The sequence below is a fragment of the Kosakonia sp. ML.JS2a genome, from assembly GCF_025642095.1.
Classification (GTDB): domain Bacteria; phylum Pseudomonadota; class Gammaproteobacteria; order Enterobacterales; family Enterobacteriaceae.
In genome coordinates this window covers 2381876-2403525 of sequence record NZ_CP106754.1, presented here as the reverse complement: position 1 = coordinate 2403525, position 21650 = coordinate 2381876, and the positions used below count along the sequence as shown (strand labels likewise).

The 21650-nt window shown below is 53.0% G+C and carries 16 protein-coding genes, 2 tRNA genes, 2 other RNA genes and 1 pseudogene; 10 read left to right on the top strand and 11 right to left on the bottom strand.

The features are described 5' to 3' along the window. Window positions 1-259: 259 nt before the first annotated feature. Entirely contained in the window at window positions 260-874 is a 615-nt protein-coding gene (tdk, locus tag N7922_RS11545; protein WP_061496259.1) for a thymidine kinase, read from the bottom strand. A 547-nt stretch (window positions 875-1421) separates the two neighbouring features. On the opposite strand from tdk, the gene hns reads away from it, so the two are divergent. Then, window positions 1422-1835 carry a histone-like nucleoid-structuring protein H-NS gene (gene hns / locus N7922_RS11540; RefSeq protein ID WP_061496261.1) on the top strand — a complete coding sequence of 138 codons (414 nt, stop codon included), beginning with the start codon at window positions 1422-1424 and terminating at the stop codon, window positions 1833-1835. Window positions 1836-2112: 277 nt separating this feature from the next. On the opposite strand, the gene galU is transcribed toward hns, so the two are convergent. The 3 genes from galU to rssA all read right to left on the bottom strand — a co-directional run bounded on the left by galU (window position 2113) and on the right by rssA (window position 5234). Then, complete coding sequence (gene galU, locus N7922_RS11535; RefSeq protein WP_263100653.1) at window positions 2113-3024, bottom strand: UTP--glucose-1-phosphate uridylyltransferase GalU; 912 nt, start codon at window positions 3022-3024, stop codon at window positions 2113-2115. Window positions 3025-3222: 198 nt separating this feature from the next. After that, on the bottom strand, window positions 3223-4236 hold the full coding sequence (gene rssB, locus N7922_RS11530) for a two-component system response regulator RssB (protein WP_263100652.1): 1014 nt from the start codon (window positions 4234-4236) through the stop codon (window positions 3223-3225). Window positions 4237-4325: 89 nt separating this feature from the next. Continuing rightward, complete coding sequence (gene rssA / locus N7922_RS11525) at window positions 4326-5234, bottom strand: patatin-like phospholipase RssA (protein ID WP_263100651.1); 909 nt, start codon at window positions 5232-5234, stop codon at window positions 4326-4328. A 110-nt stretch (window positions 5235-5344) separates the two neighbouring features. On the opposite strand from rssA, the gene N7922_RS11520 reads away from it, so the two are divergent. From N7922_RS11520 to N7922_RS11495, 6 genes are all read left to right on the top strand, one after another. Continuing rightward, a complete protein-coding gene (locus N7922_RS11520) occupies window positions 5345-5803 on the top strand; it encodes a YchJ family protein (RefSeq protein WP_263100650.1) in 459 nt (152 codons plus the stop codon). Between the two features lie 48 nt (window positions 5804-5851). Further along, window positions 5852-6694 (top strand): formyltetrahydrofolate deformylase, encoded by an 843-nt coding sequence (gene purU, locus N7922_RS11515; protein WP_061496269.1) that lies wholly within the window; start codon window positions 5852-5854, stop codon window positions 6692-6694. 162 nt (window positions 6695-6856) lie between these two features. Beyond that, window positions 6857-6941, top strand: a tRNA-Tyr gene (locus N7922_RS11510). Between the two features lie 33 nt (window positions 6942-6974). Further along, window positions 6975-7059 (top strand) — tRNA-Tyr (locus N7922_RS11505). 44 nt (window positions 7060-7103) lie between these two features. Beyond that, window positions 7104-7235, top strand: a non-coding RNA gene (locus N7922_RS11500) — RtT sRNA. A 43-nt stretch (window positions 7236-7278) separates the two neighbouring features. Beyond that, window positions 7279-7410: non-coding RNA, RtT sRNA (locus N7922_RS11495), on the top strand. A gap of 92 nt (window positions 7411-7502) precedes the next feature. Here the strand turns inward: N7922_RS11495 and N7922_RS11490 are convergent. Then, complete coding sequence (locus N7922_RS11490) at window positions 7503-7946, bottom strand: Lrp/AsnC family transcriptional regulator (RefSeq protein WP_263100649.1); 444 nt, start codon at window positions 7944-7946, stop codon at window positions 7503-7505. A 109-nt stretch (window positions 7947-8055) separates the two neighbouring features. Here N7922_RS11490 and N7922_RS11485 point away from each other — a divergent pair, with 109 nt between their 5' ends. Beyond that, complete coding sequence (locus N7922_RS11485) at window positions 8056-8946, top strand: DMT family transporter (protein ID WP_263100648.1); 891 nt, start codon at window positions 8056-8058, stop codon at window positions 8944-8946. Between the two features lie 31 nt (window positions 8947-8977). On the opposite strand, the gene narI is transcribed toward N7922_RS11485, so the two are convergent. From narI to N7922_RS11460, 5 genes are all read right to left on the bottom strand, one after another. Beyond that, on the bottom strand, window positions 8978-9655 hold the full coding sequence (gene narI / locus N7922_RS11480) for a respiratory nitrate reductase subunit gamma (RefSeq protein ID WP_088237649.1): 678 nt from the start codon (window positions 9653-9655) through the stop codon (window positions 8978-8980). Next, on the bottom strand, window positions 9655-10365 hold the full coding sequence (narJ, locus tag N7922_RS11475; protein ID WP_263100647.1) for a nitrate reductase molybdenum cofactor assembly chaperone: 711 nt from the start codon (window positions 10363-10365) through the stop codon (window positions 9655-9657). The genes narI and narJ overlap by 1 nt, the downstream gene beginning before the upstream one ends. Further along, complete coding sequence (gene narH, locus N7922_RS11470; RefSeq protein ID WP_263100646.1) at window positions 10362-11897, bottom strand: nitrate reductase subunit beta; 1536 nt, start codon at window positions 11895-11897, stop codon at window positions 10362-10364. Before narH ends, narJ begins: the two co-directional genes overlap by 4 nt. After that, window positions 11894-15637, bottom strand: a complete 3744-nt coding sequence (locus N7922_RS11465) for a nitrate reductase subunit alpha (protein ID WP_263100645.1) — start codon at window positions 15635-15637, stop codon at window positions 11894-11896. Before N7922_RS11465 ends, narH begins: the two co-directional genes overlap by 4 nt. A gap of 395 nt (window positions 15638-16032) precedes the next feature. Further along, entirely contained in the window at window positions 16033-17424 is a 1392-nt protein-coding gene (locus N7922_RS11460) for a NarK family nitrate/nitrite MFS transporter (protein ID WP_263100644.1), read from the bottom strand. 308 nt (window positions 17425-17732) lie between these two features. On the opposite strand from N7922_RS11460, the gene narX reads away from it, so the two are divergent. Further along, window positions 17733-19532, top strand: a complete 1800-nt coding sequence (narX, locus tag N7922_RS11455; protein WP_263100643.1) for a nitrate/nitrite two-component system sensor histidine kinase NarX — start codon at window positions 17733-17735, stop codon at window positions 19530-19532. Continuing rightward, window positions 19525-20173 (top strand): annotated as a pseudogene (gene narL, locus N7922_RS11450) (two-component system response regulator NarL). The gene narX and the pseudogene narL overlap by 8 nt, the downstream one beginning before the upstream one ends. Here the strand turns inward: narL and N7922_RS11445 are convergent. Next, window positions 20174-21589, bottom strand: a complete 1416-nt coding sequence (locus N7922_RS11445; protein ID WP_263100642.1) for a YchO/YchP family invasin — start codon at window positions 21587-21589, stop codon at window positions 20174-20176. It abuts the pseudogene before it with no gap. Window positions 21590-21650 lie beyond the last annotated feature (61 nt).

Here is a 21650-nt window from a genome sequence, read left to right as displayed (position 1 = left end):
GCTTAATGGCTTAATGGCTTAATGGCTTAATGGCTTAGTCTGACAAAAAACCCGCCTGATGGCGGGTTTTTTTATTGCTGTATTACACCAGCCTGATAATGCACAGATCTGCGACAGGTTTTGGCGCTGTCGCGTTTACAGCATACAAAGCCAACTGAGCATAAAGAGATCTGCTGCGATGATGTTATTACGTCGGGCCTGCAGCTACGTCATTCATGCCTCAAACCCCGCACAAAGAGCACCTGGCGCAGCATCGCTCTTACTTCCGTCCTCGCGCCTGAATTGCGGTCAGAGAGCCCTCTACCAGCGCTTCTTTATAGTGTTTGCGGCACACGGAAACATAGCGCTCATTGCCACCAATAACCACCTGCTCGCCTTCATTGTAAGGCCGCCCTGTTTGATCCAGACGCAGCACCATACTGGCCTTACGTCCACAGAAGCAGATTGTTTTCAGCTCTACCAGCTTATCTGACCATGCGAGTAAATACTGGCTGCCGACAAACAACTCGCCGCGAAAATCGGTGCGTAAACCATAACAGAGCACCGGAATATCCAGTTGATCGACGACTTCTGAAAGCGCGTACACCTGTTCCCGTGAAAGGAACTGACATTCATCAATCAGTACACAATGTACCGCTTCGCGTTCGTGCTCGGCTTTAATTTCCTCAAACAACGATGATTGTGGATTAAACAAACGGGCGGGTGAGGATAATCCAATACGCGAACTCACCTTTCCCGAGCCAAAACGATCGTCAATTTCTGCCGTGTAGACCACTGTACGCATACCTCTTTCCTGGTAATTGTAAGAGGACTGTAGTAAAGCCGTAGATTTCCCCGCATTCATCGCTGAATAGTAGAAATAAAGTTGTGCCATTGCGCGCAAAACCCCAATCAAAGTGTGATATTACTGTTAGCGATTGTACCATATTTTATCTGACAAACCGGGAGCCACTGCGCGTCTAAGGTAACCCCCTGCTCTTTTCTTTGCTTACAGATATAGCAATTGTTAATCAATGCGATTGTTACTGCCAAAGAAACAGGTCTACAAATTCATGATCTTACAAATGATTTAAATCCAGTGTTTCCGACCTTATGATCCAGAAATTATTAATATTTTAAGCATGTGAGCACATTAGCTATACGGAATTAACGAGGTCGTTATTTATCCATTATGACTATAACCCCACTCAGATTAATCACAAAAAACCACCAGAGGCGCAACGACAACATCAGTGTTTACGGATGGTATAAGTGCTTTTTTGTGCGTTTCTTCAAGTAAAATTTAAGTTAGCGATATTTATAAAACGACAAAATAAAGAGCAATTTTTGAATTCCTTACATTCACAGCTATTGCACTGGTCAAATTAACGCTCTATTATTAGCCCAACAAACCACCCCAATATAAGTTTGAGATTACTACAATGAGCGAAGCACTTAAAATTCTGAACAACATCCGTACTCTTCGTGCGCAGGCAAGAGAATGCACTCTGGAAACGCTCGAAGAAATGCTGGAAAAATTAGAAGTTGTGGTAAATGAGCGCCGTGAGGAAGAAAGCGCTGCTGCCGCTGAAGTTGAAGAGCGTACCCGTAAACTGCAGCAATATCGCGATATGCTGATTGCTGATGGTATTGACCCGACAGAACTGCTGAACAGCATGGCTGCAGCGAAAACCGGGACAAAAGCAAAACGCGCTGCACGTCCGGCTAAATATGCTTACATTGATGAAAACGGCGAATCCAAAACCTGGACTGGTCAGGGCCGTACTCCGGCTGTTATCAAAAAAGCAATGGATGAACAAGGCAAGAAACTGGAAGACTTCCTGCTTGCTGAGTAATTTCATCAGGTTTCAGAAAACCCGCCGCTGGCGGGTTTTTTTTTGACGCCCGCCACATATCTCCACAATTTCTTCATAATATAATGCTGAGCTTCATATCAATCCGTCACCAGACGCTTATTGTTTAAACTCTGCGCCACTTTTTATTGTTTTGTGCCGTTTGTTTCTCAGCAGTGCCGCGTTCTTCTTCGTTCGGAAACAGTCAGAAATAAAAAAGCCGGAGATAATCAGCGCAGCACGCTATTCTCTCCGGCTTAATTCCGACAGGGGAAGTAGATTATGCTTTCCCTGTACCCACCGTATCTTCCAGCCAGGCTTTAAATTCTTCACCCAGCGTATTGTGACGAATACCGTATTCTACAAATGCGCGCATGTAACCGAGTTTATTACCGCAGTCGTGGCTTTTGCCTTTCATATGATAGGCTTCAACCGTTTCTTTTTCGATCAGCATATCAATAGCATCCGTCAGCTGAATTTCATCGCCTGCTCCCGGAGGGGTTTTCGCCAGCAGCGGCCAAATCTCAGCGCTCAGGACATAACGACCAACCACAGCAAGATTAGACGGTGCGACGTTCGCTTTTGGTTTCTCTACGACACCGACCATCGGCACGCTGTCACCGGGATTCAGCGTCGCGCCTTTACAGTCAACAACACCGTACGCCGTTACGTCATCAACAGGCTCAACCATGATCTGGCTGGCACCGGTCTCGTCAAAGCGTTTAATCATTTCAGCCAGATTATCCTGGGAAAGATCGGATTCGAACTCATCAAGAATAACGTCCGGCAGGATAACGGCGACAGGCTCATTACCGACGACAGGGTGCGCACACAGCACGGCGTGGCCGAGGCCTTTTGCCAGCCCCTGACGAACCTGCATAATAGTAACGTGCGGTGGGCAAATAGACTGCACCTCTTCCAGCAACTGACGTTTGACACGTTTTTCCAGCATCGCCTCAAGCTCGAAGCTGGTATCGAAATGGTTTTCGATAGAGTTTTTGGATGAATGGGTGACCAGAACGATTTCAGTAATACCCGCAGCAATACATTCATTGACCACGTACTGAATTAATGGCTTATCAACCAGCGGCAACATCTCTTTAGGAATTGCCTTGGTCGCTGGTAACATCCTGGTTCCCAACCCCGCTACCGGGATTACTGCTTTAGTCACTTTCGAATTTATTGCAGCCATTGAAAATCTCCTGGACTGTTCATGCTTTGAACATGTTCATGAATTAACTCGCGTCTGAGTATATCAGCACCACCCCAACGACCAGGTCTGAAAAGGACGCGGTTGCAGCTAATTAGGATTAATACGCATAATCTGCGGCGATAGTACCACTCGTTTTAACCGACAGGTAAAGCTATCTGCAAAGTGTGATGCGATTGCTCATTCCGCACTCAACATTAAGCGAAGACGCCCGCCAGCGCCCCATACCTGGCATTGCCAGGCGTCACAGCGTTGGCTCAATTGGTTAAGGTAAGCATTACCCAATGTACCGAGCGGCACACCGTTGCTGATTTGAATTTGATGTTCACTGGTATTTAACGTGGCATTAAGACCAGCTGAAACTAATATTAAGTTCTTAAGTTCACTATGGTAATAACCCACTAATAATGGGAATTGCCCGGGTAAATTTGCCTGATGCAGTAATTGGTTTACCTGTTTGAGCAAAGAGCCCATTTCCGGAAGACGCTGACGCTGATGCGACAACTGTTCCTGTAGTAATCCGTTAAATAGCGCACGAAGCAATAAGGCAGCCAGCACGCCATTATTCCCTGCTCTTGTCACATCCAGGCAATAAAAAGCTAAGTCCTGACCTGAAATCGGGGCAATATCGAGCACCAGGCCAGGGCGATCGGCGGAAACCAGTTGGCGATAATTTATCCGGCACTGGGAAATGACTTGTTGCACCGGCGGTTGTAACTCCTGCAGCAATTTTGCCGCAGCCTGTGGATTCCCCACCAATGCATCCCAGTCCTGGAAAAGGCGCTCTTCTTCCTCGACGCGAGAATTAAACATGTTGGGATAAATGCAGGCAAACAGGGTTTCTTTTAAGCGATTAAGATCTTTTACCGGCTTAAGAACCACATCCTGTACGCCAAGCCGCAGTGCTTTAGCGATATCAGCCATGTTTTCAGTGGCGGAGATAACCAGAATCGGCGTCTGATCGCCATGGTTGCGTAAATGTTCAATCAACGTCAGACCATTCATGCGCGGCATAGCAAGGTCGCAGATAATCAGGTCAGCTTTTGCCGTCGCCGTATGCTCCAGCGCGCCGACGCCATCTTCCGCCAGCAACGTAGTCGCGCCGAGCGAACACAACCATGAGTCCAGCAGCGAGCGGAAAACGGGCTCGTCTTCAACTATCAGTATCTGTTTTCCGGCCAACGGCTGCGTCATTTCATCTCCCCTGCCTGACGATAGATCAATAGTGGCATGCTTCGCCGATTATCGCCTGTCAGAATTTGCTGAAGTCTTTTAAATTATGTTTACGCCACTGGCCGAACCAGCGGTAGTAGCTCATCTATTTTCTTTTCGACCGCCATCTGTCCCGCGGCGATGGCCGCATCGGCACGATGAAAATCGAGGGTCGAGATTTGCGGGCATAGAGGTTGCAGCAGAATATCAGGCGGGTCGCCTGCCATACGGTTGCGTTTTAAGCGGTTTTCCAGCACCTGAATGGATGTGCTCATGATTTCCATCGCCGTCGGTGCTACCGGGCGTTTAGGCGTGATACGCCCCAGTCGTTCGCGCAGGCGCTGATGCCAGCGCAGTGCCGCGCCACTTTCACTGTCGCTGTCACTTGTGGTCAGGTTTACCGACAGTAGATCCTGCTGCATTAAGTGCGCATCATGTTGCAGATCCACAGCAATAACAATATCTGCGCCTAAGGCACGCGTGAGCGAAACCGGCACCGGGTTGACAACAGCACCATCCACCAGCCAGTAACCATTATGTGCAACCGGAGACATCAACCCGGGCATACTGCAAGACGCGCGCACAGCATGATGCAAATCGCCTTCGGTAAACCAGAGTTCGCGTCCGGTGCTGAGGTTAGTGGCCACGGCGCCAAATTTCATACGGCAGTGCCCAAAATCCGCGAATGGCAGTAATGCGCGGTACTGGCTGAACACGCGTTCACCGCGTAGCAATCCGCCACGTTGCCATGAGAGATCCATCAGTCGCAGCACATCCCAATAGCGGAAGGAACGTACCCATTTCTCGAGTGCCGGTAACCGGCCGCACGCATACGCCGCGCCAACCAATGACCCTATGGAACACCCGGCGACAATGTCAATCTCAACACCCGCGCGCTGCAATGCGTTAATCACACCAATATGGGCCCAGCCCCTGGCGGCGCCAGATCCAAGCGCCAAACCAACTTTTACCCTTCTCATTACGCGTGTTTCACTTCCCCCGGCTTACTGTAGCCACAGCGCTACGGCTCAGTTAACATATCGCTACCCTGACGCAATCGCGCCGTTATTTTTGTTCCAGGAATGCTATTTTGTCTCAATCTTGTCCTTGCGGTAGCGCTCTGGAGTATAGCCTATGTTGCCAGCCTTATCTGTCTGGCGCACAGCATGCTCCCACGCCTTCGCACCTGATGCGTTCGCGTTATACAGCTTTCGTGTTACGCCAGGCAGAATATCTGATTAAAACCTGGCATCCCTCCTGTGGAGCCGAGGATTTTCGTCAGCATATCGAATCCGGTTTTGCTCATACCACCTGGCTGGGTTTAACCGTATTTGAACACGCTTGCGGCGAAAATGATAATGAAGGTTATGTCAGTTTTGTGGCGCGTTTTAGCGAGCAAGGCAAGCCAGGGGCGATTATAGAGCGTTCCCGGTTCTTAAAGGAGAACGGCCAGTGGTATTATATCGACGGCGCGCGTCCACAATTTGGCCGTAACGATCCCTGCCCTTGCGGGTCAGGCAAAAAATTCAAAAAGTGCTGTGGCCAGTAAGGCGAGCAGCACCTCATAGCAAACATCATCAACAGGATTTACCCGGCAATGCACTCATTACAACGAAAAATTCTGCGTACTATCTGTCCTGACCAGAAAGGGCTCATCGCGCGCATCACCAACATCTGTTACAAGCACGAACTCAATATCGTGCAGAACAACGAATTCGTGGATCACCGTACCGGCCGTTTCTTTATGCGTACCGAACTGGAAGGCATTTTTAATGACGCGACACTGCTGGCGGATCTTGATAGCGCACTCCCGGAAGGGTCCGTACGTGAATTGAATCCCGCTGGTCGCCGCCGGGTCGTGATTCTGGTGACGAAAGAGGCGCATTGTCTTGGCGATCTGTTAATGAAAGCCAATTATGGCGGACTGGATGTTGATATCGCGGCCGTTATTGGCAATCACGAGACATTGCGTTCACTGGTTGAGCGCTTTGATATTCCTTTCGAACTGGTGAGCCACGAAGGTTTAACACGCGAAGCGCATGACAACCTGATGGCGCAGGCGATTGAAGCACATCAGCCGGATTATGTGGTGCTGGCGAAGTATATGCGCGTACTGACACCGGAGTTTGTCTCCCGCTTCCCGAATAAGATCATCAATATTCACCATTCGTTCCTGCCGGCATTTATTGGTGCGCGTCCTTATCATCAGGCCTATGAGCGTGGTGTGAAGATCATTGGCGCAACGGCTCACTATGTGAATGATAATCTGGATGAAGGTCCCATCATTATGCAGGACGTTATCCATGTGGATCACACTTACACCGCTGAAGATATGATGCGCGCAGGCCGTGACGTTGAGAAAAACGTGTTGAGCCGTGCGTTGTATCAGGTATTGGCGCAACGTGTGTTCGTTTACGGCAATCGGACGATTATTCTGTAATCATTAACGGATTGAATTGTTTGCCTTTACACCATTACGTGCAAAAAGCAGACAACCAGTTTGTTTTTCGCGATTGAACGCTTTACAGCGGCGCGTCATTTGGTATGATGCGCCGCGCTTCCCGAGATGGGAGCAGGTCAGTAGTCATTAGCTTTACCCCGTGGTGGGGTTCCCGAGCGGCCAAAGGGAGCAGACTGTAAATCTGCCGTCATCGACTTCGAAGGTTCGAATCCTTCCCCCACCACCATTTCTATCCTGAATCACAATATGTATTACCCCTGGTGGGGTTCCCGAGCGGCCAAAGGGAGCAGACTGTAAATCTGCCGTCATCGACTTCGAAGGTTCGAATCCTTCCCCCACCACCATCCTCCATACGTTCCCGTTATTTTATAATTCCGCTTTTCCCTTATATTCTGCTTCACGGGGGAGGACGAGAACCTTCGATTAAGGTTCGACCCGAGCGACAGCGAGTGAGCGTTGCCGCAGGCAACGACCCGAAGGGCGAGGAACGCAGTGACGAGTTATCCTTCCCCCACCACCATCTTCTATATATTCCCGCTGCTTTATGTCTCTGCTTCTCCCTATATTCTGCCTCACGGGGAAGGACGAGAACCTTCGACTAAGGTTCGACCCGAGCGACAGCGAGTGAGCGTTGCCGCAGGCAACGACCCGAAGGGCGAGGAACGCAGTGACGAGTTATCCTTCCCCCACCACCATCTTCTATATATTCCCGCTGCTTTTATCTCTGCTTTTCCTTAATGTTCTGCTTCACGGGGAAGGACGAGAACCGTCGAACAACAAGTCCCTTTCAAATCGGCGGCAGCCTTCTTTTAACCGGTGTACTTTTTACGATTGACGTATTGCACTGTGCGTATTCGGCAATGCTGTCGAGCAAGGCATCCAGTTGCTCGATAGAGCGCACCACCAGTCGCATAACGAAGCAGTCCTCCCCCGTCACTTTGTCGCATTCAATGCACTCTGGCAGCGCCTGAATCATTTTATCTACCTTTTGCAGCATTCCCGGCATCGGTCTGACGCGCACCAGCGCCTGCAGTTGATAATCCAGCGCAGCAAGGTTGATTCGCGCACCATACCCCTCGATCACACCGCGCTCTTCCAGGCGCTTCACGCGCTCTGCGGTACTGGGCGATGTTAATCCTACGCGCGCACTCAATACTTTTAGCGACTGCCGGGCATCCTCAGTCAGGCAGGTCAGGATGGCGCGGTCGATATCATCAATAAGGTAATCCATCTCTTTTCCCTAATTATTAAAGGAAGAATTCATCACCCACCTTACATCATCTCTGTAAACCTGACCGCTGATTTTCGACAATATGCACACCCTGTTCTGGAGATGAAAAATGAAAACGATCCCCCGTGGCGTCTGGCAAATGAGCCTTGCCATGCTGATATCCGGGTCAATTGGTGCATTTGTACTGCTAAGCGGATTACCCGTGATTGATGTGGTGTTCTGGCGTTGCCTGTTTGGTGCTGGCGCATTATTTCTGGTGATTCGCTACGGTAATCACCCCTTCAAAAGCCTTTCATACCCGGTGTTATTGCTCGCCATCCTGGGCGGCGTCGCATTGGTGATCAACTGGTTGCTACTGTTTGCCGCCTACAGCCGCATCTCCATGGGACTGGCCACCGTGGTCTATAACACGCAACCATTTATGCTGGTATTGATGAGTATGCTGCTGGGCGAGCGCGTTAGCCTGGTTAAATGGGGATGGCTACTGGTGGCCTTCTCCGGCGTGGTACTGCTCTTACTCAGTGAATTACACCATCCTGATGCACAGTGGCTGACCGGCATCGCCATGGCGCTTGGCGCCGCCTTTTTCTATGCCGTAACGGCACTGATTACCCGCCATCTGAAGCCGCTGCCGCCACAACATATCGCCCTGATTCAGGTCCTGACCGGCACCGTGATGCTACTGCCGATGGCGCATCTGCCCACGTTTAGCGGGGCATTTCCCTGGGGGATTTTGCTGACACTTGGGATCGTGCACACCGGCCTGATGTACCAGTTGCTCTACGGCGCGTTACAGCAATTGCCGACGCCGCTCATTGGCTCACTGTCGTTTATCTATCCGCTGGTTGCGATTGTGGTGGATGCGGTGTTGTTTGGTCATACACTCAGCTTCGTGCAGATGTTCGGCGGTGGATTCATTCTGTTGGCTGCCGCAGGCAACAATCTCGGTTGGGGCGAGCGCAGCAACGCGGCGGTTACCCACACCACGCGTCAGTCATAAAAAACCCCGCCGCGGCGGGGTTAGTCAACGATTAGCGACGCGCGCGGACTATCTGGTACTTACGTGTTAAGTATTCGACCGGCGCGCTCCAGATATGCACCAGACGCGAGAACGGGAACAACACAAACAGGGTCATTCCCAACACCAGGTGCACACGATAAATAAACGCCACACCATCAAGATGCGCAGACGCGCCACCGTGGAATGTCACCACCGATTGCGCCCAGCCCACCAGCTTCATCATCTCGCTGCCATCCATATGTTGCGCAGAGAAGGGAATGGTCAACAGACCTAATGCACACTGCACCATCAACAACGTCATGATCAGGATATCCGCCGCCGTTGAGGTCGCACGAATACGCGGATTAAACAGACGGCGTTTCAATAGCAGTAAACCGCCAACCAGACACAGCACTCCGCTTGCGCCGCCGCCGATCATGGCCATTTTCTGTTTCACTTCAATCGGCAGAAACGACTCGTACATCCAGTGCGGCGTCAGCATGCCAAGGAAATGCCCGGCAAAAATCCCCAGAATACCGATATGGAACAGGTTCGAGGCCAGGTTCATCCCTTTGCGATCCAGCATCTGACTGGAGCCCGCGCGCCATGTGTACTGACCGTAGTCATAACGCAGCCAGCTACCCACCAGAAATACCGCACCGGCAATGTACGGATAGATGTCAAAGAAGAACATATTTAGGAAGTGCATTAGCGCTCTCCTCCTGTTGTGATATTCAGATATTGCGGGGCGACAGCCCCCGCAAAACGGCGCTGATGTGCAGTAATATCGGAGTCGCCACAGCCCTGCTCCGCGAAGAATTTCACCTGCTCTTCTTCCCATACGGCATCCAGCGCCTGCGGCGTATCATCGCGCGCTTCACCGGCAATTTTTTCAGCGACCTGCCCGTTATCCACCACGGTTTTGCTCAACGTCAGCAACGCGGTGAACAATGTGGCGTAAGCGCTTTCCCGCTGCTGCAAACGCGCCTGCAGCAGCGCGAGGATGGGCGCAATATCCTGCAAGCCGCCAATCGCTTCGGTAAACGGCAACTGAGCCAGGTACTCCAGATAGAGCGGCAGATGATCCGGTAATTCACGGCTGTCGAGTTGCAGACCGTGACGCTCATACTGCGCCAGCAGATCCACCATCGCCTGGCCACGATCGCGGGACTCGCCATGCACATGCTCGAAGAGCAGCAGCGACGTGGCGCGCCCACGATCAAACAGCTCGCTATAGCTGGCTTGCGCATCCAGTAAGGTTTGTGATGTTAACTCACGAAAGAAACTCACCACCTGCTGCACGTCGTCGGACGCCAGGTTTTCACCCGACGCCAGTGCCTCTACTACCTCCTGTTGATGCTGCCACAAGGTAACATCCGGGTACTCCAGCAAACGGGAAATGACCACCAGTTCAATCATGGGTGCGGCTCCGTTTTAATCGTGACATCCACAGCGTCGATACGGCGGCTGTTGAACAGGTTTGATTTGCTGTCTGAACCGTGGCAACCGTCGCCGAAGCTAAAGCCACAACCGTTTTTCTCCGGGAAGGCCTCACGCGCCAGCTCGCGATGGCTGGACGGCACCACAAAGCGATCTTCATAGTTGGCAATGGCCAGATAGCGGTACATCTCCTGCGCCTGCGCCTTCGTCAGCCCGACCGCTTCCAGAGCACGGGTATCTTCCACACCGTCTACCGTTTCGGCACGTTTGAAGTGACGCATTGCCAGCATGCGTTTCAGCGCCAGCAACACCGGTTCGGTATCACCCGCCGTCAGCAGGTTGGCAAGATACTGCACCGGGATACGCAGGCTTTCTACGTCCGGCAGAATACCGTTGCTGCCCAGTTCACCGGCATCCGCAGCAGACTGGATCGGTGACAGAGGCGGCACATACCAGACCATCGGCAATGTGCGGTATTCCGGATGCAGCGGCAGCGCCAGTTTCCAGTCCATCGCCATTTTGTAAACCGGCGATTTCTGCGCCGCATCGATAACGCTTTGCGGTACGCCATCCTTCAGCGCCTGGGCAATCACGTTCGGGTCGTTAGGATCGAGGAACACGTCAAGCTGACGCTGATACAGGTCTTTCTCGTTTTCCGTGCTGGCTGCGTGTTCAATCGCATCCGCGTCATACAGCAGTACGCCGAGGTAGCGAATACGCCCTACGCAGGTTTCGGAACAGACGGTCGGCATCCCGGCTTCAATTCGCGGGTAACAGAAAATGCACTTCTCGGATTTACCGCTCTTCCAGTTGAAGTAGATTTTTTTGTACGGGCAACCGGTAACACACATACGCCAGCCACGGCATTTATCCTGATCGATCAGCACAATGCCATCTTCTTCACGCTTGTAGATAGCACCGCTCGGGCAGGTCGCCACACACGCCGGGTTCAGACAATGTTCACACAGACGCGGCAAATACATCATGAAGGTGTTTTCAAACTGACCGTACATCGCCTTCTGCATGTTTTCGAAGTTCTGATCTTTGCTCAGTTTTTCGAATTCACCGCCCAGGTCATCTTCCCAGTTCGGACCAGCGGTGATTTTGTTCATCCGCTGGCCGGTAATCAATGAACGCGGGCGCGCGATCGGCTGATGTTTGCTTTCTGGCGCGTTATGCAGGTTCTGGTAATCAAAGTCGAATGGCTCGTAATAATCATCAATTTCCGGCATATGCGGGTTAGAGAAGATTTTACCGAGCAGCAGCGCACGGTTACCCATGCGCGGTTGCAGTTTGCCGTTGATTTTACGGATCCAGCCGCCTTTCCATTTTTCCTGGTCTTCCCAGTTGGTCGGAAAGCCGGTGCCCGGTTTGGTTTCTACGTTGTTAAACCACGCGTACTCCATCCCTTCACGGCTGGTCCAGACGTTTTTACAGGTGACTGAACAGGTATGACAGCCGATGCATTTATCGAGATTCAGCACCATGCCGACTTGTGAACGAATTTTCATTTTGCGCTCTCCTGTATCTGGTCATTGCCTTCGCCATCCAACCAGTTAATGTTCTTCATCTTACGCACCACCACGAACTCATCGCGGTTGGAACCGACTGTACCGTAATAGTTGAAGCCATAAGCCAGTTGGGCGTAGCCGCCAATCATATGCGTCGGTTTCGGGGTAATACGGGTGACGGAGTTATGGATACCACCGCGCTGTCCGGTAATTTCAGATCCCGGCAGGTTCACAATGCGTTCCTGCGCGTGGTACATCATCGTCATACCGGCGGGCACACGCTGGCTCACCACTGCACGCGCGGTCAGCGCGCCATTGCTGTTGAAGACTTCGATCCAGTCGTTATCCGCAACGCCCATCTCTTTGGCATCGGTCTCGCTCAACCAGACTACCGGTCCGCCGCGGCCCAGCGTCAGCATCAGCAAGTTATCGCTGTACGTCGAGTGGATACCCCACTTCTGGTGCGGCGTCAGGAAGTTAAGGGCTTTTTCCGGATTACCGTTCGCTTTCACGCCCAGCACTTCTTTCACTGAGCGGGTATCAATGGGCGGACGATACACCAGCAGGCTCTCACCAAAATCGCGCATCCACTGATGATCCTGATACAGCTGCTGACGACCGGAGAGCGTACGCCATGGGATCAGCTCATGAACGTTGGTATAACCGGCGTTATAGGAGACGTGCTCATCTTCCAGACCTGACCAGGTCGGGCTGGAGATAATTTTACGCGGCTGGGCCTGAATATCGCGGAAGCGAATTTTCTCTTCCTGTTTATTCGTCGCCAGATGCGTGTGGTCACGACCGGTGAATTCACTGAGCGCCGCCCAGGCTTTTACCGCCACATTACCGTTGGTTTCCGGTGCCAGCGTTAGGATCATTTCGGCCGCATCAATTGCGCTGTTCAGCATCGGCTGGCCTTTCGCCGGGCCCTCTGCTTTGGTGTAATTCAGCTTGCGCAGCAGATCCATTTCGCTCTGGGTATTCCAGGCAATGCCTTTACCGCCGTTGCCGATTTTCTCCATCAGCGGGCCGATAGAGGTAAAACGTTCGTACGTTGCCGGGTAATCACGCTCCACCGGGATAATGTGCGGCGCCGTTTTACCCGGGATCAGGTCGCATTCGCCTTTTTTCCAGTCCTTCACGCCCAGCGGTTGCGCCAGTTCGGCAGCCGAGTCGTGCTGGATAGGCAGCGTGACCACATCGGTTTCTTTACCAAGATGACCGACACAGAGCTCAGAGAAGGATTTTGCGATCCCTTTGTAAATTTCCCAGTCGCTTTTGGATTCCCATGCAGGGTCAACCGCAGCAGAGAGCGGATGAATAAACGGATGCATATCCGAGGTATTCATGTCGTCTTTTTCATACCACGTCGCCGTCGGCAGCACGATATCGGAGTAGAGACAGGTACTCGAAAGACGGAAGTCCAGCGTCACCACCAGATCCAGCTTGCCATCGAGACCGTTGTCATGCCATTCCACCTCTTCCGGTTTCACGCCGCCCTGTTTACCCAGATCTTTGCCCTGAATACCGTGCTCCGTCCCCAGCAGGTACTTGAGCATAAATTCATGGCCTTTACCGGAGGAACCCAACAGGTTCGAACGCCAGATAAACAGATTGCGCGGATGGTTTTTGCCATTTTCCGGCTGTTCAGCGGCAAAACGCAAAGAGCCCTCTTTCAGGGATTTGACGGTGTAATCCACCGCACTCATCCCGGCTTTTTCTGCTTCGGCAGCAATCCGCAGCGGGTTAGTGCCTAACTGCGGCGCAGACGGCAACCAGCCCATACGTTCAGCGCGAACGTTGAAGTCAATCAGATGACCGGTATAGCGGGATTTGTCCGCCATCGGCGACAGGAACTCCTGCGCAGTGACCGTCTCGTAACGCCACTGGCTGGAGTGGTTGTAGAAATAAGAGGTACTGTTCATATGGCGCGCCGGACGTTGCCAGTCGAGGGCAAACGCCAACGGCTGCCAGCCGGTCTGCGGACGCAGTTTTTCCTGGCCGACATAGTGCGCCCAGCCGCCGCCGCTTTGCCCTACGCAACCACAGAAGATCAGCATATTGATCAGACCGCGATAGTTCATATCGAGGTGATACCAGTGGTTCATCCCGGCGCCGACGATAATCATCGAACGGCCGTGCGTTTTGTCCGCGTTATCGGCAAACTCGCGCGCAATACGAATAATCTGCGACTGCGGAACACCGGTGATTTTCTCCGCCCAGGCCGGCGTATACGCCTTGATTTCGTCGTAGCGAGTGGCGCAGTTGTCGTCACCAAGGCCACGATCCAGACCGTAGTTCGCCATGGTCAGATCGTAAACGCTGGTCACCAGCGCCGTCGAACCATCCGCCAGTTGCAGGCGTTTCACCGGCAGTTTGTGCATCAGTACATTGTCCAGCTCAACACTGGCAAAGTGCGCGGTGCTGTCTCCGCCGAAATACGGGAAGCCAACCTCTGCCACCTCATCATGCTTGCCGAGCAGACTCAGGCTCAGCTCGACGTCAGCGCCATTGCCGCCGTCGCGTTGTTCAAGGTTCCACTTGCCCTTTTCACCCCAGCGGAAACCGATAGAGCCGTTTGGCACCACCACATTGCCCTGGTTATCCAGTGCCACAGTTTTCCATTCCGGGTTGTTTTCCTGACCCAGCGCATCCACCAGATCCGCAGCGCGCAGCATGCGACCCGCAGCGTAGTAGCCTTCACGCTCTTCAAGCATCACCAGCATCGGCATATCGGTGTAGCGACGCACGTAATCGGTGAAGTACTGGCTCGGTTTATCCAGGTGGAACTTGCGCAACATGACGTGGCCCATGGCCAGCGCCATCGCGGCATCGGTACCCTGCTTTGGCGCCAGCCACAAGTCGCACAGTTTGGCGATTTCGGCGTAATCCGGCGTAATGGCAACGGTTTTGGTGCCTTTGTAGCGCACTTCGGTAAAGAAATGCGCATCCGGTGTACGGGTCTGCGGAACGTTGGAGCCCCATGCGAGAATATAACTGGAGTTGTACCAGTCAGCGGATTCCGGCACATCGGTCTGTTCGCCCCAGGTCTGCGGCGATGCAGGTGGCAGGTCGCAGTACCAGTCATAAAAACTGAGGCAGGTACCGCCGAGCAGCGACAGATAACGCGCGCCGGAAGCATAAGAAACCATCGACATCGCCGGGATTGGCGAGAAGCCCGCTACGCGGTCCGGACCGTAGGTTTTCACGGTATAAACGTTGGATGCCGCGATGAGCTCATTCACTTCCTGCCAGGAAGAGCGAACGAAACCGCCGCGACCACGCGCCTGTTTAAAGCTTTTTGCTTTATCGGCGTCTTCGATAATTGACGCCCAGGCATTAACCGGATCACTGTGCTTCGCTTTTGCTTCGCGCCACAATGCAATCAGGCGTTTACGCATCAGAGGGTATTTCAGGCGGTTTGCACTGTAGAGGTACCAGGAGTAGCTGGCGCCGCGAGGGCAGCCGCGAGGCTCATGGTTCGGCATATCCGGGCGGGTGCGGGGGTAGTCAGTCTGCTGGGTTTCCCAAGTGACCAGACCGTTTTTGACGAAAATCTGCCAACTGCATGAACCGGTGCAGTTTACACCGTGGGTTGAGCGCACGACTTTATCGTGCTGCCAGCGGCTTCGGTATCCATCCTCCCAGTCCCGGTTGGTGTTTAACAGCTGGCCGTGCCCGTCGGCAAAGGTTTCGCCCTTCTGTTTGAAGTAGCGAAACCGGTCCAGGAATTTACTCATCGGGTGTTCTCCTGTTGGAGCCTGTTCGGCTCTCTTGCTAAATCGACATTGCTGGATTTGTCGCGAAGGTAACCCCCACAAAGACAAAGAGAATTGATGGCGATCAAGCCGTCAGATCTTCATTTCGGCGTCAAAATGACGGAGTACTACCAAAGAGTTATCATTTTCTATTTTTTATCTTAATGATAAATAAGGACTTTATTCATTACCTGGCAAAATTATATGTTGCTTTGTCGCGCACGAGGTATTAAGGGGTAGATGCACTGGTTGACCGAACAACTCACTGGGTCTTCCGCAGCAGGCGACAACAAAAACAGAAAAGTATGTTGTAACTAATTAAGAAGCAAAAAAAGCGCGGCTCGTCACCGCGCAAGGATAATCAACAGTTACTTCGTTTATTGTTTTTTACGTCCATATATCGCCCAGGTGATCACCACACAGGCCACATAGAACACGAGGAACACTTTCATTGCGCCTGCCGGAGAGCCGGTTAACGCCAGTGACGTGCCAAATGCTTTAGGAATAAAGAACCCGCCAATCGCGCCGATTGCCGAGATAAAACCCAGCGCTGCCGCGGTTTCCGTTGCGGCTTCGCGCATGGCTTCGCTCTCGGTGCCACCAGCTTTTTGTACACGTTCCATGGTCATTTTACGGAAGGTGACTGAAATCATCTGGAACGTCGAACCACTCCCCAGACCCGCCGTCATGAACAGCACAAGGAAAACGCAAAAGAACGCCGTGAAATTGCCTCCCGTACCACCCGAAGGCAACGTCAGGAACAGCAGTGCGCTGAATATCGCCATCACCACGAAGTTCACCAGCGTGACGCGAGTCCCTCCCAGACGATCGGAAATGGCCCCGCCTGCGGAACGCGCCAGCGCCCCCACTAACGGTCCAAAGAACGCGAAATGCAGAACCTGCACTTCCGGGAACTGGGTTTTCGACAACATGGCAAACCCGGCAGAAAAGCCGATAAACGAGCCGAACGTTGCCAGATACAGGAAGCTCATGATCCACAAATGTGAACGCTTCAGCACCGGCAATTGCGCGCGTAAGGAGGCTTTAGACGTCGCCAGTTCGTTCATCCCAAACCAGGCCGCCAGCGTACAGACCACCAGCAGAGGAACCCATACCCAGGCCGCATTTTCCAGATACAGCACCGAGCCATCTGGTTGGGTAGTGCCGGTTGCGCCAAACGCCGCGAAAATGGAGAACGAAACGGCCAGCGGCGCAATTAACTGCATCACGCTGACACCGAGGTTCCCTAAACCGCCGTTGATGCCCAGCGCACCGCCCTGTTTCTGTTTTGGAAAGAAAAAACTGATGTTCGCCATACTGGAGGCAAAGTTCGCGCCAGCCAGACCGCAGAGCAGGGAGATAATGATGAAGGTGCTGTACGGCGTGGTGGGATCCTGCACCGCAATGCCAAGCCACACGCACGGGATAATCATGATGCCGGTACTGAACGCCGTCCAGCGACGACCACCGAAGACAGGCACCATAAAAGAGTAAGGAACGCGTAACAGCGCGCCGGATACCGATGGCAACGCAGTCAATAAAAATAACTGGTCGGTAGTAAACTGAAATCCTACTTTGGGGAGATTAACGGCCACTGCGCTAAAAAGCATCCAGACACAAAATGCCAGAAGCAGGCAGGGAACGGAAATCCACAGGTTGCGGCTGGCAATACGCTGCCCTTGTTGCTGCCAGAATGCCGGTTCTTCAGGACGCCACTCAGTAATGACTCGTGTGGACGTACTCTTTTCCGGGATGGATGAGTGCTGCATAAACACCTCTATTGATCGGTTTGATACCTGCAACATTAGTTTTTATAGCGTGAGTTAAGTTGATATAAATCAAAGGAAAAGCAGCCCTTTCCACGGGCAAAAAAACAGCATGCTCATTTATGAGTAGCGTAAAGGGGTAAAAAAGATGTGGTTTTTCACGGTGCTGCCCTTCACTACTCTGTTCGTTCCACCCAATGCTACCCAGCCGGCAATAAAGAGGTAACACCTTGGGGGTATGGGTATACCCCAGGCGATAGCTGACAATAGCGTCATCCGCACCGGTAGCGGCTCAGGAGCTTTCATTGCTTATGCTAAAACGCCTTTTCTCACCGCTTACGCTGGTTAATCAACTGGCGCTGATCATGCTGTTGTCCACCGCCATCGGCGTGGCAGGGATGGCTATATCCGGCTGGTTAGTGCAAGGGGTTCAGGGCAGCGCGCACGCTATTAACAAAGCCGGTTCGCTGCGCATGCAAAGCTACCGCCTGCTTTCCGCCATTCCCCTGCATGAAGATGAGCAATACCTGATAGACGAGATGGAGCAAACGGCGTTTAGCCCGGAACTGGCGAAAGCCGCCGCGCGTGACGGTCAACAGCAACAACTCGCTGAACTCCAACGTTACTGGCACAGTGACGTGATCCCGGCGATTAAAGGCGCGCAGCAACCCAGTGAAGTCGCCAGTACGATCGCCATTTTCGTTGGTCGCATCGATCAACTGGTCACCGCATTCGATCACAGCACCGAGCAGCGCATTGAACGGGTCGTGATCCTGCACCGGCTGATGGCGTTGCTGATGGGATTATTGCTGCTGTTCGCGGTGGTCTGGCTGCGGGCTCGTCTACTCCGTCCGTGGCAGCAACTTTTGCAAATGGCGCGCGCTGTGAGCCACCGTGACTTTACTCAGCGTGCAAGCATCAGCGGGCGCAACGAGATGGCGACACTGGGCGAAGCGCTGAATAATATGTCCGCCGAGCTGGCGGAGAGCTACGCCGTACTGGAGCAGCGCGTACAAGAAAAAACTGCCGGTCTTGAGCAGAAAAATCAGATCCTCTCTTTTTTATGGCAAGCCAACCATAGACTGCATTCGCGCATCCCGCTCTGTGAACGTCTCTCTCCCGTCCTCAATGGCTTACAGAATTTAACACTGCTGCACGATCTTGAACTGCGCGTGTACGATATGGAAGACGAGGAAAATCACCAGGAATTTACCTGCCAGTCCAATGCCAGTTGCGATGACAAAGGCTGCCATTTATGCCCGCGGGGCACCCTTCCAACGCTTTCCAGTGTGGGCACCACGCTAAAATGGCGGCTGGCGGACGCCCATATGCAGTACGGCTTGCTGTTAGCCACGCTGCCGCCGGGTCGCCATTTAAGTCACGATCAGCAGCAACTGGTGGATACGCTGGTTGAACAACTGACCGCGACGCTGGCGCTGGACAGACATCAGGACCGCCAGCAGCAACTGATGGTGATGGAAGAGCGCGCCACGATTGCTCGCGAACTGCATGACTCGATCGCCCAGTCGCTCTCCTGTATGAAGATGCAGGTCAGTTGCCTGCAAATGCAGGGGGATGATTTACCGGAGAACAGTCGGCATCTGTTAGGGCAAATCCGTAATGAACTCAATACGTCATGGGCGCAATTACGTGAACTGTTGACCACCTTCCGTTTACAATTAACCGAACCTGGACTGCGCCCGGCGCTGGAGTCAAGCTGCCAGGAGTTCAGCGAGCGGCTCGGTTTCCAGGTGCGGCTTGATTATCAGTTGCCGCCCAGACTGGTGCCATCGCATCAGGCGATTCACCTGTTGCAGATCGCCCGCGAGGCGCTCAGCAACGCATTAAAACACGCTGGCGCGACGTCGGTCAGTGTTGCAGTGCAACAGCAGGAAAACCGGGTAATATTACGCATCAGCGACAACGGTTGCGGCATCCCGGTTAATGCTGAACGGACCAACCATTATGGATTGATCATTATGCGTGACCGCGCACAAAGTCTGCGCGGCGACTGCCAGGTACGTCCGGTCGAATCCGGTGGCACTGAAGTGGTCGTAACCTTTATTCCAGAGAAATTTCTCTCATCCATGCAAGGAGATAACCATGAGTAATCAGGAACCGGCAACTATCCTCCTGATCGACGATCATCCAATGCTGCGAACCGGTGTTAAACAGTTAATTAGCATGGCGCCGGATATCACCGTAGCTGGCGAAGCGAGCAACGGGGAACAAGGCATTGAGCTGGCGGAATCACTGGATCCGGACCTGATTTTACTGGATCTCAATATGCCGGGCATGAACGGGCTGGAAACGCTGGATAAACTACGGGAAAAAACGCTCTCCGGGCGTATCGTGGTGTTCAGCGTCTCCAACCATGAAGAAGATGTGGTCACGGCACTGAAACGCGGTGCCGATGGTTACTTACTGAAAGATATGGAACCGGAAGATCTGCTCAAAGCCCTGCAGCAGGCCGCCGCCGGAGAGATGGTATTAAGCGAAGCGCTCACGCCGGTGCTGGCAGCCAGCCTGCGCGCCAACCGGGCGACGACTGACCGCGATATTACCCAGTTGACGCCGCGTGAACGCGATATCCTCAAACTGTGCGCAAGGGCTGCCGAATAAGATGATCGCCCGCCGTCTGGATATCACCGAAAGTACGGTCAAAGTTCACGTCAAACATATGCTGAAGAAAATGAAACTGAAGTCCCGTGTGGAAGCCGCCGTGTGGGTGCACCAGGAACGTATTTTCTGATCACTGCGGGTCGGGTAGCGCCCAGCCCGCACTGGCGTCTGTCTGAGGCGCAATGACCGGTTCAGTCAGTTTCAGTTCGATGGTATTGGACACGACACGCTGCCCTTTACCATCCTCCACCAGCGCTGAGAGCGTCCAGCGATTGGTTGCCCCTTCCGCACTGTCCCAGCGCGGCATAATCAGCGTCCAGCCCTCTGCGCTGTGCCCGTCAGCAGGCGGTGTCAGGCTCAGAAGCTGGGTATCGCCCTGCCAGATTATCGAGCGGATGCCGTGCACGCTATTAATCTGCAATTTCAGTTCTACGGTCTCGCCCGGCTGTAAGTCCCATGGCGGCGTGGCCAGAAACACCGACAATGTCTTCCGCTGGCGATACTCAAACACCGGGGCCGTGTTACGCGTCGGGCTGTCATAGCGGCTGCCGCGTAGCGAGCGACTTTCTGCCACTTCACTGGCGGAGAGTTGCTTCCAGAGCGGGACGCCAAAGCGATAATTGACTTTCAATCCGAGGTCATTCTGACTTGCACCGCTCTCCCCTTGCTTGTGCTCCGCGGTCAGCGTCACCAGCGGCACCGGGGTATAATTCAGCCCCAGTTTTACCGCCACCGGATTGTGATAACCGGTTCCGGTATCGAACAGATCGACACTGTCGCCAAAATATTGCTCAAGGCTAACGCTGGTGTTCAGTTGCTGGTAAAACGGTAGCCTCGCCTGCGCCGTAACGTCATAGCCGCGCGCCATGCGCTGTTGCAGCGTCGTGGTTTGGTCATCCCAGTTGCTCAATGGTTGATAGTAATTAGCAGAAAAACGCAGATACTCGCCCCAGGCTTCAGCACCCAGTCCTGCGCGGCCCTGGTTATCATCAAGAAGCGTGTCGTAAAACGTGTTGTAGCCCAGTAACCAGTCACCGGATATCCAGCGCTGCCCGATACCCGCATTGCCCACCAGCCCGGCATCCTGTTGCGTTAACCCCAGCATGCTCCAGGTGAGATAACGGTTATTATCCTGCAGCGGCAGGAACCAGTCCCCGTGGCTGCCGGTAAAGTTGCCTTCATTATCAACGTTCAGATCAACCGTGGCGCTCCCCCACGGTGATAGCCAGGATTCCACCTTCTGGCTCACTTCATCGTTGACCACATCCCGTATCTGCCCAAAGGCAAACTGACGCGCCTGCTCGCCAGTCGTCAGGCCATTATCGGTCATGCTGGCTTCACCAAAGGTTTTCGCCATTTCGGCGAAATGTTTTTCCTGCGCACTGTTTTCGGGCGCCATACCCAGATCTGGCAAGCCATCGCCGTTGTTATCAAAGGGATTTTCCGCTTGCTGTATGAAACGATTTTGCCGGGCGCTGGCAGAAGCAGCTCCTGCCAGCAATAATGCGAGGAGTAAAATGATCGGGGAATGAATGACGTTACGCATCACGACACTGATTATGATCCATCCCGTTGCGGGTTAAACACCTTTTAAGGGTAACGTTTTT